Annotated in this window: 12 protein-coding genes; 6 read left to right on the top strand and 6 right to left on the bottom strand. The window is 66.5% G+C overall.

From position 1 onward, the window contains the following. Window positions 1-2: 2 nt before the first annotated feature. Complete coding sequence (rsmA, locus tag L880_RS0105210; protein ID WP_027474774.1) at window positions 3-761, top strand: 16S rRNA (adenine(1518)-N(6)/adenine(1519)-N(6))-dimethyltransferase RsmA; 759 nt, start codon at window positions 3-5, stop codon at window positions 759-761. A gap of 63 nt (window positions 762-824) precedes the next feature. Here rsmA and L880_RS0105205 read toward each other — a convergent pair whose 3' ends face one another. From L880_RS0105205 to L880_RS0105180, 6 genes are all read right to left on the bottom strand, one after another. Continuing rightward, complete coding sequence (locus L880_RS0105205; RefSeq protein WP_027474773.1) at window positions 825-2,621, bottom strand: methyl-accepting chemotaxis protein; 1,797 nt, start codon at window positions 2,619-2,621, stop codon at window positions 825-827. 239 nt (window positions 2,622-2,860) lie between these two features. Next, window positions 2,861-3,070, bottom strand: a complete 210-nt coding sequence (locus tag L880_RS35475; RefSeq protein ID WP_157462619.1) for a hypothetical protein — start codon at window positions 3,068-3,070, stop codon at window positions 2,861-2,863. After that, window positions 3,049-3,450 (bottom strand): barstar family protein, encoded by a 402-nt coding sequence (locus L880_RS0105195; protein ID WP_027474772.1) that lies wholly within the window; start codon window positions 3,448-3,450, stop codon window positions 3,049-3,051. The genes L880_RS35475 and L880_RS0105195 overlap by 22 nt, the downstream gene beginning before the upstream one ends. Before the next feature lie 101 nt (window positions 3,451-3,551). Beyond that, on the bottom strand, window positions 3,552-3,959 hold the full coding sequence (locus L880_RS0105190) for a guanyl-specific ribonuclease (protein ID WP_027474771.1): 408 nt from the start codon (window positions 3,957-3,959) through the stop codon (window positions 3,552-3,554). Window positions 3,960-4,116: 157 nt separating this feature from the next. Then, window positions 4,117-6,429, bottom strand: a complete 2,313-nt coding sequence (locus tag L880_RS0105185) for an NADP-dependent malic enzyme (protein ID WP_027474770.1) — start codon at window positions 6,427-6,429, stop codon at window positions 4,117-4,119. Window positions 6,430-6,649: 220 nt separating this feature from the next. Next, a complete protein-coding gene (locus tag L880_RS0105180; protein WP_027474769.1) occupies window positions 6,650-7,879 on the bottom strand; it encodes a helix-turn-helix domain-containing protein in 1,230 nt (409 codons plus the stop codon). 373 nt (window positions 7,880-8,252) lie between these two features. Here L880_RS0105180 and L880_RS0105175 point away from each other — a divergent pair, with 373 nt between their 5' ends. From L880_RS0105175 to L880_RS0105155, 5 genes are all read left to right on the top strand, one after another. After that, a complete protein-coding gene (locus L880_RS0105175) occupies window positions 8,253-10,388 on the top strand; it encodes a PQQ-dependent dehydrogenase, methanol/ethanol family (protein ID WP_027474768.1) in 2,136 nt (711 codons plus the stop codon). 109 nt (window positions 10,389-10,497) lie between these two features. Then, window positions 10,498-10,797 (top strand): flagellar basal body protein, encoded by a 300-nt coding sequence (locus tag L880_RS0105170; RefSeq protein ID WP_027474767.1) that lies wholly within the window; start codon window positions 10,498-10,500, stop codon window positions 10,795-10,797. 70 nt (window positions 10,798-10,867) lie between these two features. Continuing rightward, a complete protein-coding gene (locus L880_RS0105165) occupies window positions 10,868-11,899 on the top strand; it encodes an SPFH domain-containing protein (protein WP_027474766.1) in 1,032 nt (343 codons plus the stop codon). Between the two features lie 16 nt (window positions 11,900-11,915). Further along, the gene (locus tag L880_RS0105160; protein WP_027474765.1) at window positions 11,916-13,406 is read left to right on the top strand and encodes a DUF4178 domain-containing protein; all 1,491 of its coding nucleotides are present in this window, start codon (window positions 11,916-11,918) and stop codon (window positions 13,404-13,406) included. A 55-nt stretch (window positions 13,407-13,461) separates the two neighbouring features. Then, the gene (locus tag L880_RS0105155; protein ID WP_019573848.1) at window positions 13,462-13,683 is read left to right on the top strand and encodes a DUF350 domain-containing protein; all 222 of its coding nucleotides are present in this window, start codon (window positions 13,462-13,464) and stop codon (window positions 13,681-13,683) included. Window positions 13,684-13,815 lie beyond the last annotated feature (132 nt).

Raw genomic sequence — 13,815 nt, 5'->3', positions numbered from 1 at the left:
CCATGAAACACATTCCCCGCAAACGCTTCGGCCAGCACTTTCTGTCCGACCGCGCCATCATCGATGGCATCGTCGACGAGATCGCGCCGCAGCCCGGCCAACCCATGGTCGAGATCGGCCCCGGCCTGGCGGCGCTGACCCAGCCGCTGGTCGAGCGCGTGGGCCGCCTCACCGTGATCGAGCTGGACCGTGATCTGGCGCGCCGCCTGCGTGAGCACCCCCAGCTCAACGTGGTGGAGTCGGATGTCCTGAAGGTGGATTTCACCGCCCTGGCCCAGAGCCTGGGCGTGCCGCGCCTGCGCGTGGTGGGCAACCTGCCCTACAACATCTCCACACCCATCCTGTTTCACCTGCTCGAGCATGTGGACGTGGTCGAAGACCAGCACTTCATGCTGCAAAAAGAGGTGATCGACCGCATGGTGGCTGGGCCCAGCACCTCGGACTACGGCCGCCTGAGCGTGATGCTGCAGTGGCGCTACGCCATGCAGAACGTGCTGTTCGTGCCGCCCGAGAGTTTTGACCCACCGCCCCGGGTGGACAGCGCCGTGGTGCGCATGGTGCCGCACGCGGAGCCGGCCCCGCTGAACCCCAAGCTGCTTGAAGAATTGGTGCAGGTGGCTTTCAGCCAGCGGCGCAAGCTGCTGCGCCATACCCTGGGCCGCTGGCTCGAAGCGCGTGGCTTCAGCGGCGAATTCAACACCCAGCGCCGTGCCGAAGAGGTGCCGGTGGCCGAGTACGTGGCGCTGGCGCAGTCGCTCTGATCCACCGATGCACCCCCTGAGACACCCCTCAGGGCCCCCCGGCGGGTGCCCCAGGGCGCTGGCTCAGAAGGTTTCCCAGTCGTCTTCCTGACCCGCCGCCGCCATGGCCGGCGGCTTGGCTGTGGCCTGGTGGGCAATGGCTGCGGGTTTGGCCGCAGGCGCTGTCGGGGCCTTGGCATGTCCCGGTCCAGCCACCCGGGCAGGTGCGGGCTGGCTGCTCGGCAGCGGGGCGGCGGCTGGCCGGCTGCTGGGTGCAGGCATGGGCTTGGGCGCGTTGCTGCGGCGCAGGGTGGCCGGTTCACCAGCCCCCAGGCGGAACTTGCGCACCAGTTGCTCCAGCTGCTCGGCCTGTGTTTGCATCGATTGCGCGGCGGCGGCTGACTCTTCCACCAGGGCGGCGTTCTGCTGGGTCACCTGGTCGAGCTGGGCCACAGCCGAGTTGACCTCGCTGAGGCCGCCGCTTTGTTCGCCGGTGGCCTGGGTGATGTCGGCCACGATGTGGGCCACGCGCTGCACCGAGACCACCACCTCGCTCATGGTGCTGCCGGCCTGCTGCACCAGCTCCGAGCCCGATTCGACCTTGGCCTCCGAGGCCCCGATCAGGGTCTTGATCTCGCGCGCGGCCTGGGCGGCGCGCTGGGCCAGGTTGCGCACCTCGCCGGCCACCACGGCAAAGCCCCGACCCTGCTCACCGGCACGCGCTGCTTCAACCGCAGCGTTCAGCGCCAGGATGTTGGTCTGGAAGGCAATGCCGTCGATCACGCCGGTGATGTCGCCGATCTTGCGCGAGGCGGTGCGGATCTCTTCCATGGTGCTCACCACGCGAGACACCACCTGCCCGCCCTGCTCGGCCACCTGTGAGGCCGAGCCCGCCAGCGCGCTGGCCTGGCGGGAGGACTCGGCCGACTGCTGCACGTTGTGCGTCAGGGCCTCCATCGAGGACGAGGTCTTTTGCAGATTCGCGGCGGTCTGCTCGGTGCGGTGCGACAGGTCGTTGTTGCCGCTGGCGATCTCGCTGCTGGCGGTGGCGATGTTCTCGGTGGCCTGCATCACCTGCTTGACCAGGTCGCGCAACGATTCCTGCATCTGGCCCATGGCGCTGACGAGCTGGCCGATTTCGTCGTCCGAATCGCTGCGCACCTCGTTGGACAGATCGCCCTGGGCAATGCGCTCGGCCAGGTCACGCGCCTGGGTGATGGAGCGGGCCAGGCCGCGCACGCTGAACACGGTCAAGGGGATCAGCACCACCAGGGCCACCACCAGCAGGGCCACGATCAGCGAGCCCAGGCGGTAGATGTCGCGCTGCATGTCGGCTTCGGCGTTGTGCATGGCCTCGCTGGCCTGGCGGCTGAGTTGCGACAGGCCCTGGTCGGCGGCTTCCATGTGCTTTTTGAGCCGGTCGGCATAGGCGCCGGCGGCAGCGCCATCGATCTGGGCGCGTTCCACCTGTTCGAGGATGGGGGTCAGGCCGGTCTCGTATTCCTTCAAGGCGGCCTGCACCTGCTTGAGGGACTCGGTGAGGGCGCTGTCATCGGCATTCTGGGTCTGCAGGGTGCTGGTGGCGCTCAGCAGGCTGCCCAGTTGCTTCTTCCAGGCTTCGCGCAGATTGCCCACTTCCACGCTGTTGTTGAAGCTGATGATGATGTCTTTCTCGCTGCGGCGGATGTCGGCGGCCTTGAGCCGCAGTTCGTCGAGCGAGGTGAGGGTCTGCACCTTCTGCTCCAGCAAGGTCTTCAGGGTGCCTTGGGTGCTGTGCAGGGCCCAGAAACCGGTCAGTCCGATGACGGTCAGCAGCAGCAGGGAGAATCCGGTGCCGAAATAAAGGCGGGCCCGGATGGATAGGCGGTTCAACAAGTTCATAGGCACCTTTTGGGTCGTGTCGGTATCGCACAGGCAAAAGCCACGCCAACTGGGTATTTGGAGGGCCTCCCTGCGTCAGGAGCGCGAATGTTGCCTGCACGAGTCATGCCATGCAAGCAGGGCTTGCCCGCAGCTGGCGGGGCTTTTTGCAAGCCCGATCGACCAGGCGAACCAAGGTGGCAAAAAAAAACCCGCAGTGCGCGACTGCGGGTTTTTTGAGAGGGCAAAGGTGGGGCGCTTCAGGCCGCCGACAACCAGTACCCGGCATTGAAAGGGCTGCTCATGCGCAGCGCCTGGGGCGAGACATCCACCAGTTTGTCGGTGGGCATGCGGTCGCCGCTGTCCGGGTTCAGGGCAATACCGGTCAGGGTCTTGCCGACTTCAGCCTCGTTGGCCCGTTCTGCTTGGCCAGCTTGTGCAGAACGGGCTACAGAAAAGAATAGAAACATCGGAAGGGGATCTTCCGGTCGCTCCAGTAATCGGCGGCATCCCGGAAGATGTCGAGCAATTGCTCGCGCGCTTCCTTGTCGAACTTGGCGTGGGCCGGAATCTGTTCCAGCACCACGATGAAGCCTGGCTGCGGGCCCGATTTGTGCAAGGGATCGGTCATGCAGTCATACAAGGCGTCAAAATTCTTGCCGAAGTGCGCCGGAAAGGTGAATTGCGCCGCAATCATGTCCAGCACGTCCTGTTTGGACTGTGCATTGGCCAGATTGGCGTACAGAAAGTGCTGGCCCAGGTCGCGTGCGGCTTCCTGAAGGTCTTGTACCCGAAAGGCCCGAATCGACTGAACGATGTTGGTTCGAACGGTACGAAGTGGCGTATCCATCTCCGCTTCTCTTTCTCTATGGTCAAAAAAAATGGGTCCGGCCACGCTGTTGGCCCGAGGTCCTACCTGGGGCGCCTTCATGGCAGCGGTGATTTCAAAGGTCATTCGACGATGCGGCGAAAGCTCGCATAGTGGTCTTGGCTGTAGTAGCAGGCTTCGGGCGCCCTGATCTGGCGGCCCCCACAGACAATGCGCCGGGCACCCCGGTCACGCGAGCCTGGAGTCTGAACGGTGTATTCACGGTAGAAGCCGCGAGGCTGATGGGGCAGGATCCGCTCGCGGTTGCCAAAGACCACACCATCCTTCTCGAAGGGGAAAGGCCCCCCGGACAGGATCAATTGATAAGTCTGGCGCCCTTGCGCCGGCAATTCCGCCAGGGAGATCGTGGCCTGGGCACTGATCGCGGGCGTTTCTCGGGAATGCACCAAAGTGGTGCCTGAGAGCGCCGCTGCCAACATCAGACAAACCAGCAGGAATTGGCTTGTTCTGGCGGCAACTTTTCGCAGCATGAAATAACACCTTTCAGAAACTCCGGGTAAACCCCAAAATTTCAAGGTCGCAAGTTTGACGTATCTGGTCCTGAAAAGCAAGCGGCTGCCCAAAAAATGGGCAGCCGCGCTCGGGTTTCCGTCGTCTAAAAGTTAGCGCTCGCTATGGAGCGATTGCTTATCGCGAAGCGTTGGCGTCGGCCACCGTCAGGGCTGTCATGTTCACGATCCGGCGCACCGTGGTGCTGGCGGTGAGGATGTGCACCGGCTGCGCCGCGCCCAGCAGCACCGGGCCGATCGCGATGTTGCCACCGGCCGCCGTCTTCAGCAGGTTGTACGAGATGTTGGCTGCATCGATGTTGGGCAACACCAGCAGGTTGGCGCTGCCCAAAAGGGTGCTGTGCGGCATCAGCGCCTGGCGGGCGGCACCATCGAGGGCCACGTCGCCGTGCATTTCGCCATCCACTTCCAGCCATGGGGCCTGTTCGCGCAGCAGCTCCAGGGTGCGGCGCATCTTCACCGCGCTGGGCTGGCTGCTGCTGCCGAAGTTCGAGTGCGACAGCAGCGCCGCCTTGGGCTTGATGCCGAAACGCATCATCTCCTCGGCGGCCATGATGGTGATCTCGGTGAGTTGCTCGGCCGTCGGGTCGTAGTTGACGTGGGTGTCGACCAGGAACAGTTGGCGGTCGGGCAGCAGCAGGCCGTTCATGCAGGCGTAGGTGCTCACGCCCGGGCGCTTGCCGATCACCTGGTCCAGGTAGTTCAGGTGCAGCGTGGTGTGGCCCCAGGTGCCGGCGATCAGGCCGTCGACTTCGCCCTTGTGCAGCAGCATGGCGCCGATCAGCGACAGGCGCCGGCGCATCTCGATCTTGGCGATCGGCACCGTGACGCCCTTGCGCTCGGTCATGCGGTGGTAGGTCTGCCAGAAGTCGCGGTAGCGGTGGTCGTTCTCGACGTTGACGATGTCGTAGTCACGGCCTTCCTGCAGGCGCAGGCCGAACTTCTCGATGCGCTCGGCGATCACGGCCGGTCGGCCGATCAGGGTCGGGCGGGCCAGGCCCTCGTCGACCACGATCTGGGCGGCGCGCAGCACGCGTTCTTCTTCACCCTCGGCATAGGCCACGCGCTTCTTGGCGGCGGCCTTGGCGGCGGTGAAGATGGGCTTCATGGTGGTGCCCGAGGCGTAGACGAAGCTTTGCAGCTTCTCGCGGTAGGCGTCCAGGTCCTTCACGGGGCGCAGGGCCACGCCGCTGTCGGCGGCCGCCTGCGCCACGGCCGGCGCGATCTTCATCATCAGGCGCGGGTCGAAGGGCTTGGGGATCAGGTATTCGGGGCCGAAGGCCAGGGGGTGGCCCACGTAGGCGGCGGCCACCACTTCGCTTTGCTCGGCCTGGGCCAGCTCGGCAATCGCGTGCACGGCCGCAATCTCCATCTCCACCGTGATGGTCGAGGCGCCGGCATCGAGCGCGCCACGGAAGATGTACGGGAAGCACAGGACGTTGTTGACCTGGTTCGGGTAATCGGTGCGGCCGGTGGCCATGATGGCGTCGTCACGCACGGCCTTGACCTCTTCGGGCAGGATTTCGGGCGTGGGGTTGGCCAGCGCGAAGATCAGCGGGTTGGCGGCCATCTTGGCCACCATCTCGGGCTTGAGCACACCGCCGGCCGACAGGCCCAGGAAGACGTCGGCGCCTTCGATGATCTGGCCCAGGGTGCGGGCGTCGGTCTTCTGGGCGAACTGGATCTTGTCCTCGTCCATCAGCTCGGTGCGGCCTTCATAGACCACGCCGGCCAGGTCGGTCACGTAGATGTTCTCGCGCGGCAGGCCCAGCTTGAGCAGCAGGCTCAGGCAGGCCAGGGCGGCGGCACCGGCGCCCGAGGTGACGAGCTTGACCTTCTTGATGTCCTTGCCCACGACCTTCAGGCCGTTGAGCAGGGCCGCGCCCACCACGATGGCGGTGCCGTGCTGGTCGTCGTGGAAGACGGGGATCTTCATGCGTTCGCGCAGCTTGCGCTCCACATAGAAGCAGTCGGGGGCCTTGATGTCTTCGAGGTTGATGCCGCCGAAGGTGGGCTCCAGCGAGGCAATGATGTCGACCAGCTTGTCCAGGTCTTTCTGCTCGTCGATCTCGATGTCGAACACATCGATGCCGGCGAACTTCTTGAACAGCACGCCCTTGCCTTCCATGACGGGCTTGGCGGCCAGCGGGCCGATGTTGCCCAGGCCCAGCACGGCGGTGCCGTTGGTGATCACGGCCACGAGGTTGCCGCGGCTGGTGTATTTGAAGGCGGCATTGGGATCTTTGACGATCTCTTCGCAGGGGGCTGCGACGCCGGGGGAGTAGGCCAGGGCCAGGTCGTGCTGGTTGACCAGTTGCTTGGTGGCGGCAATGGCCACCTTGCCGGGGGTCGGCAGCTCGTGGTATTCCAGTGCGGCGCGCCGCAATTCAGCGCGCTGTTCTTCTTTGTTGGCCTGTGGGTTGATGGGCATCCAATGTCTCCTGCTGGCTTGCTGGGGCTGGGGTCGCGCACCGGTGGCGGCCTGTCCGGACTCGCAAGGGTTCGCGATTGTAGACCCACCTGGGGGGAAACCCTAGTCAGTAAATCTGCGTAAAAAGGTGAATGGGTTTTGACTATTTGGCAAAAGCCCGCACGTCCAACGGCGGGCTGAAGCTGACACCATTCTGAATGGGTTTGGGGCCGCTGCGAACTCAGACGGGGCCTGATGGCGGGATTCGGCTTTTCAAACGTCGATACAACAGCCCTCTGGACACACCCAGTGCCCGGGCGGCGCGTGTGATGTTGCCGCCCGCCTGGGCCAACGCGGCTTCGATGTGCTGGCGGCTGTGTTCGTGCAGGGCGGGCCGGGCTTCGGTGACCTGCGGGTTGTTGTCGGTTGCGGCGTCCGACGTGAGCGCAGTGGCCGGTTCAGGAGCCGGTGCCGGGGGGCCGGCCGGCGCGCCGATGGCCTGCAGGTGGCGCAAGCCATCGGCGGCCTGCAGCCGCACGCGCAGCCAGACGGTCAGGCCGTTGCCCAGGCGCCTGGCCTGGGGCTGATCGTGGTGGCTCAAGGCCAGCAGATCGGCCAGGTCCAGGCCCAGCGTGGTGTCGAGGTCTTCGTGCGACGCCCCTGGGGCCAGGCCCAGCAGGCGCCGCCCGGCCGGGTTGACCCAGGCCAGCCGGCCCTGGTCGTCGAGGCCCGCCAGGCCTTGTTGCACGCTGTCGAGCAGATCCGGGTGGGCCTGGAACTGCAGCACCAGCTGCTCTCGTGCCTGGGCCTTGAGCAATCGGTTCTCGATCGCGGTGGCGTAGGCGCCCACCAGGCTGGCGGCGTCAAAGCCGAAGGGGTGGGTTTCGATGGTCAGGTCCAGCACCCCGGCCAGGCGCCCGTGGATGTCGCGGATCGGGGCGGCGGCGCAGTGAAAGCTTTGCAGGCAGTCGTAATAGTGTTCCGCCCCCATCACGCTGCAGGCCTGGCCGGTGTGGGCCACCAGGCCGGGGGCGGTGGTGCCCACGGCGGATTCCGACAGGTTCACCCCCAGGCGCGCGGCCACCCCCAGCAGGGGCTGGTCGGCCAGCGGGTGGTGGGTGACATGCACGATCACGCCTTCGCTGTCAGTCAGGATGACCCGGCAGTCGGTGCCGCTGAGGGCGTGTTCCAGCGCCTGCAGCTCGTCGCCCGAGGCGCTGAGCAGCGGGCGGTTGCGGCCCAGGGCACCATGCAGGCGGCTGGGTGTGACCGGGTCGAAGCTCAGCGTGCGGCTGGTGCGGGGCTCCTGGCGCAGGCAACGCAGCCACGATTGCAGCACCCCCTCGGGCACCAGACCGCTGGGGCGTTGCCCCTCTTCAAACAGCTGCTGGCGTGCCTGGGCCACGCGCTGGCTGGGCGTGTTGAAGAACAGCGGGCGCGCCCAGGGGCGGCCAGGGTCTTGCCGGGGCATGGGGCCTCCATCAAGCGGTGGGTCTGTGGGTGGGTGAGCGCAGTATCGGCAGCCCTGGGGCTGCGCGTTCTCAGGGTTAGCCCATAGAAACCGTGTGGACAGGTCGGAAATTCGCAAATTGAGACAGCCGCCGCGGCCTTGGCGGCCCGCGGCCGGAATGTTCCATCTTGGAACAGTTTCGGCCTAGGGAAATCCCGGTGGTGAAGCGGTCCGGGCAAAAGCAGATGCTCCGATCCGGGTGGCCCGCCAGCGCTCCGGCGTGCGCCAGCCAAGGTGCACGCAGATTCCCGCGGTTCATGAACCTCGAACGGGAAGCGAGAAGCGCCTGGTCCGAAGGTCACACCCCCAGCCTTTTCCGAGGAGACATCACCCTATGCATCAAATCCAATCCACCACCCGCCCCGCCGCCGGGGCACCGGCCTGGCGCCGTCTGGGCACCGGGCTCGCCGGGCTGGCCCTGTCCGCCCTGGTGGCCCTGCCAGCCCAGGCCCAGCCTGCCAGCCGTGTCGATCAGCTTGACGGGGCCTACATCCAGGCCAATGCCGCCAAGTCGACCGACTGGCCCAGCCATGGCCTGGATTACGCCGAAACCCGCTTCTCGCGCCTGCGGCAGATCAACACCGGCAACGTGGGCCAGCTGGGGCTGGTCTGGTCGTACAACCTGGAATCCACCCGGGGCGTGGAATCCACCCCGCTGGTGGTCGATGGCGTGATGTACGTCACCGCCTCCTGGAGCGTGGTGCACGCGGTGGATGTGCGCAGCGGCAAGCGGCTCTGGAGCTTCGACCCGCAGGTCGACAAATCCAAGGGCTACAAGGGCTGCTGCGACGTGGTCAACCGGGGCGTGGCCCTCTACCAGGGCAAGGTCTTCGTGGCCGCCTATGACGGCCGCCTGATCGCCCTGAACGCCCGCAGCGGCCAGAAGGTGTGGGAGCAGGACACCCTGATCGACCACACCCACAGCTACACCATCACCGGCGCGCCGCGCGTCATCAAAGGCAAGGTGGTGATCGGCAACGGCGGCGCCGAGTACGGCGTGCGCGGCTACGTCACCGCCTACGACGCCGGCACCGGGGCCCAGGCCTGGCGCTGGTTCACCGTGCCCGGCGACCCGTCCAAGCCCTTCGAAAACGAGGCCATGGCGCGTGCCGCCAAGACCTGGGACGCCAGCGGCAAGTGGTGGGAGTCGGGCGGCGGCGGCACCGCCTGGGACACCATGACCTACGACCCCGAGCTGAACCTGATGTACATCGGCACCGGCAACGGCTCGCCCTGGGCCCGCAGCAAGCGCAGCCCGGGTGGTGGCGACAACCTGTACCTGGCCTCGATCGTGGCCCTCAACCCCGACACCGGCGAGTACGTCTGGCACTACCAGGAAACCCCGGGCGACAACTGGGACTACACCTCCACCCAGCCCATGATCCTGGCCGATCTGAAGATCGACGGCCGCCCGCGCAAGGTGATCCTGCACGCGCCCAAGAACGGCTTCTTCTTCGTCATCGACCGCACCAACGGGCGCTTCATCTCGGCCAAGAACTTTGTCGACGTGAACTGGGCCAAGGGCTACGACGCCAACGGCCGCCCCATCGAGAACCCCGAGGCACGCGCCACCGACAAGCCCTATGACGCCGTGCCGGGCCCGTTCGGGGCGCACAACTGGCACTCGATGTCCTTCAATCCGCAGACCGGCCTGGTCTACCTGCCGGCGCAGAACGTGCCCATCAACTTGATGGACAACCAGAACTGGAAGTTCAACGGCAACCAGCCCGGGGAGCCCCACGGCGGCCTGGGCTGGAACCTGGCCATGTACGCCAACGTCGAGCCGCCCAAGAGCAAGCCCTTCGGCCGCCTGATCGCCTGGGACCCGGTGCGCCAGAAAGCCGCCTGGACCCAGGAACAGGTCTCGCCCTGGAACGGCGGCACCCTGACCACCGCCGGCAACCTGGTGTTCCAGGGCACGGCCGACGGGCGCCTGATCGCCTACAACGCCAAGACCGGCGGCAAGCTCTGGGAGTCGCCCACCGGCACCGGCGTGGTGGCCGCCCCCATCACCTACGAGGTGGATGGGCGCCAATACGTGTCGATCGCCGTGGGCTGGGGCGGTGTGTATGGCCTGGCCCAGCGCGCCACCGAGCGCCAGGGCCCCGGCACGGTCTACACCTTTGCCGTGGGCGGCAAGGCGCCCCTGCCCGACTTTGTGGGCTACCGCCTGGGCGAGCTGGTGTCGGGCGTCAAGTACGACCCGGCCCTGGTGCAGGCCGGCACCATGCTGTATGTCAGCAACTGCGTCTTCTGCCACGGCGTGCCGGGCGTGGACCGTGGCGGCAACATCCCCAACCTGGGCTACATGGATGCCGCCATGATCGAGCACTTGGACAAGTTCATCTTCAAGGGACCGGCCATGGCGCGCGGCATGCCCGACTTCAGCGAGCGCCTCAGCCTCGATGATGTGCAGAAGATCAAGGCCTTCATCCAGGGCACGGCCGACGCGATCCGACCCAAGAAGTGAGGGCATGAGCCCGCCGCAGCCTGCGCTGGAGCGGGCTGCGGCTTGGCGAATCGCACCTTGAGGCGGATAATCTGGCCGTTCATCGATTCACCGACCCCGAGGCCCGCCCATGTCCAGCATCAGCTCGATCGCCCAGTCCGGCATGCAGGCCGCGCTGCAGCGCGAAAGTGCGGCGGCCAACAACATCGCCAACCAGAACACCGACGGGTTCCGGCGCGAGCGGGTCGACCAGCAGGCCGACCCCAATGGCGGCACCACCACCAGCGTGTCACGCATGCCCCAGCCCGGCAGCCAGCTGGAGCAGGACATGGTCGACCAGATCTCGTCGAGCTACAGCTTCCAGGCCAACCTCAAGACCCTCAAGGTCCACGACCAGATGATGGGCTCGTTGCTGGACGTCAAGGCCTGAGCAGGGCGGCTCTTTTCGGGCTGGTACGCAGGTATCATCTGAGCCGTTCCCAACCGAGCAGGAGACGGCCATGGGCCTGATGGATTTCATCAAGAAGCAGTTCATCGACGTCCTTCAATGGACCGAAGAGGGCGACGGCACGCTGGCCTGGCGCTATCCCATGGCCGACATGGAAATCCAGAACGGCGCCACCCTGGTGGTGCGCGAGTCGCAGATGGCCCTGTTCGTCAACGAAGGGCGCATCGCCGACCTGTTCGGCCCCGGCACCTACCGGCTGGGCACCCAGACCCTGCCGGTGCTGACCAACCTGCAGAACTGGGACAAGCTCTTCGAGTCGCCCTTCAAGAGCGATGTCTACTTCTTCAGCACCCGCGAACAGCTCGACCAGAAATGGGGCACGCCCCAGCCTGTCACCGTGCGCGACCCCGAGTTCGGTGCCGTGCGCCTGCGCGCCTTCGGCAACTACAGCTTCCGCATCGCCGACCCCAAGGCCTTCCATGCCGGCATCTCCGGCACCCGCGAGCGCTACGGCGTGGCCGACCTGGACGGCCAGTTGCGCGGCCTGGTGCTGCAGAACATCAGCCAGGCCATTGCCTCCAGCGGCATCCCCTTCCTCGACCTGGCCGCCAACCAGCAGCGTTTCGCCGAGGCCCTGACCCAGCAGCTGGGCCCCGAATTCGCCCGCCTGGGCCTGCAATTGCAGACCTTCACGGTGCAGAACCTGTCCCTGCCCGAAGAGCTGCAGAAGGTGCTCGACCAGAAGATCGGCATGGGCATGGTGGGCCGCGACATGGGCCAGTTCATGCAGTACCAGACCGCCCAGGCCATCCCGCGCCTGGCCGAAGGTGCGGCGGGCGGCGGTGTGGCCGGTGACGCCATGGGCCTGGGCGCCGGCGTGGCGCTGGGCCAGGTGCTGGCGCAGAACCTGCAGGCCGGCCTGCAAGGCGGTGGGGCGGCCGCAGCTGCCGCTGCGGCCAGCGGCCTCAAGCCCGACGAGATCATGGCCACGCTGGAGAAGCTGGCCGATCTCAAGACCAAAGGCATCCTGACCGCTGAAGAGTTCGACGCCAAGAAGGCCGAACTGCTCAAGAAGCTCGTCTGAACCGCACCGCCCGTTCGTGACAGAGCGTTCCTACCGCGCGCCCTGCCCGGGCTGCGGCGCCCCCGTTGAATTTCGCAGCGCCCAATCGACGCATGCGGTCTGCCCCTACTGCCAGAGCACGGTGCTGCGCCAGGGCGAGGTGCTGAGCCGCATCGGCCGCATGGCCGAGCTGTTCGACGACCACAGCCCGCTGCAGCTCATGGCCAGCGGCCGTTTCGACAACAAGCCCTTTGTGCTGATCGGCCGGCTGCAATACAAGTCGCCCGCCGGCGTGTGGGCCGAGTGGATCGCGCTGTTCGAAGACGGCAGCCAGGCCTGCCTCAGCGAAGACAACGGCGCCTACGTGATGGCGCGCCCGCGTGAGCTGCAGCGCGAGATGCCCCCGGCCTCGGCCTTCCGCCCCGGGGCCAGCACGGCGGTCAACGGCCAGCCCTTCACCGTGGCCTTCAGCGACCAGGTGTGCCTGATCTCGGCCCAGGGCGAACTGCCGCGCCTGCCTCCGCTCGGGTTTGCCTTCGGCCTGGTGGAGCTGCGCAGCGACAGCGGCGAGGTGCTCAGCCTCGATTACAGCCGCACCCCGCCCGCCCTGTCGGCGGGCCGCTCGGTGCGGCTCGAAGACCTGGCCCTGAGCGGCCTCAAGCAAGAGTCGGTCAAGAACGAAGCCGGGCGCCAGTTCAACTGCCCGCATTGCGGCGCCCCGGTCGAGATCACCCTGGCCAGCACCAAGACCCTCACCTGCCGCAGCTGCAACAGCCTGATCGATGTCTCGCAAGGCCTCGGCGGCGAGCTGCGCCACGCCCTGCAGGACGAGCCCGTGGCGCCCCTGATCGCGCTGGGCAGCCTGGGCCGGCTCGAAGGGGTGGATTGGCAGGTGGTGGGTTTTCAGCACCGCATGGGCCGCGAACCCGGCGACGACGAGCTGTTCGGCTGGGAGGAGTACCTGCTCTACAACCGCCAGCGCGGCTTCAGCTTCCTGGTCGATGCCACCGATGGCTGGAGCCTGGTGCGCCCGCTCACCGGGGCGCCCAAGCTCGATGCGGCGGGCCGTGCGGCCACCTACCTGGGCACCCGTTACGAGCTGCAATACCGCTACGACGCCGAGACCAGCTACGCCTGCGGCGAGTTCTACTGGCCGGTGGCGCGTGGGCAGAAGACCAGCAACCGCGACTTCGCCAGTGCCAAGGGCCTGCTGTCCGAGGAAAGCACCCCCACCGAGATCACCTGGTCGGGCGGCAGCCGCCTGGACGCGGCCGCCGTGGCCAAGGCCTTCAAGCTCGAAGCCCGGCAAGACCTGCTGCGCCGGGCCGACGTGGCGCCGGCGGGCAGCTTCCGGGCCCTGGGATGGGGCACCATCCTGGTCATTGCGGTGCTCCTGATCGTGCTGGTGCTGCTGCTCAGCCGCTGCTCCCGCTGCGATCCGGCGGTGGAAAACTGCAACAGCAGCGGCTACCGCAGCTCGGGCGGCTCCTACGGGGGTTATTCGGGCAGCGGCGGCAGCCACAAGTGATGATGAGGCACCGACTTGCTGAACCTGAACCAACCACTCTTTTTCGGAGGTTTCCATGGGACTTGAATGGCTGCGCCCCGGCGCCGTGCTGGGCTCCATCGTGTTCGCCCTGGTGGGCGTGCTGGTGTTCTGGCTGAGCTTCGTCGTCATCGACAAGCTCACACCCTACGATCTGTGGCGCGAACTGGTGGAAAAGCAGAACGTGGCCCTGGGCCTGGTGGTGGCGGCCATGTCGCTGGGCATCTGCCTCATCGTGGCCGCCGCCATCCACGGCTGAACCTGGAGCGCCCTATTTTCTGGTCAGCCGATGTGTCGGCGGCCTTGTTTTGAAGACTGTGGATTGTTTTGAGCCAGCGACCTGATTCCTCCGACCCCTTGCTGCCTGCGGCGGTCGTCTCCGATGTGCCCT

The organism is Curvibacter gracilis ATCC BAA-807, from assembly GCF_000518645.1.
Classification (GTDB): Bacteria; Pseudomonadota; Gammaproteobacteria; order Burkholderiales; family Burkholderiaceae_C; genus Curvibacter; species Curvibacter gracilis.
Note: the sequence above shows the minus strand (reverse complement) of the source record. Positions and strands in the feature narration are given on the sequence as shown.

Bases quoted from the DNA above. Each gene is read 5' to 3' on its own strand.
- rsmA (WP_027474774.1), top strand. From the start codon at position 3: ATGAAACACATTCCCCGCAAACGCTTCGGCCAGCACTTTCTGTCCGAC.
- L880_RS0105205 (WP_027474773.1), bottom strand. From the start codon at position 2,621: ATGAACTTGTTGAACCGCCTATCCATCCGGGCCCGCCTTTATTTCGGC.
- L880_RS35475 (WP_157462619.1), bottom strand. From the start codon at position 3,070: ATGTTTCTATTCTTTTCTGTAGCCCGTTCTGCACAAGCTGGCCAAGCA.
- L880_RS0105195 (WP_027474772.1), bottom strand. From the start codon at position 3,450: ATGGATACGCCACTTCGTACCGTTCGAACCAACATCGTTCAGTCGATT.
- L880_RS0105190 (WP_027474771.1), bottom strand. From the start codon at position 3,959: ATGCTGCGAAAAGTTGCCGCCAGAACAAGCCAATTCCTGCTGGTTTGT.
- L880_RS0105185 (WP_027474770.1), bottom strand. From the start codon at position 6,429: ATGCCCATCAACCCACAGGCCAACAAAGAAGAACAGCGCGCTGAATTG.
- L880_RS0105180 (WP_027474769.1), bottom strand. From the start codon at position 7,879: ATGCCCCGGCAAGACCCTGGCCGCCCCTGGGCGCGCCCGCTGTTCTTC.
- L880_RS0105175 (WP_027474768.1), top strand. From the start codon at position 8,253: ATGCATCAAATCCAATCCACCACCCGCCCCGCCGCCGGGGCACCGGCC.
- L880_RS0105170 (WP_027474767.1), top strand. From the start codon at position 10,498: ATGTCCAGCATCAGCTCGATCGCCCAGTCCGGCATGCAGGCCGCGCTG.
- L880_RS0105165 (WP_027474766.1), top strand. From the start codon at position 10,868: ATGGGCCTGATGGATTTCATCAAGAAGCAGTTCATCGACGTCCTTCAA.
- L880_RS0105155 (WP_019573848.1), top strand. From the start codon at position 13,462: ATGGGACTTGAATGGCTGCGCCCCGGCGCCGTGCTGGGCTCCATCGTG.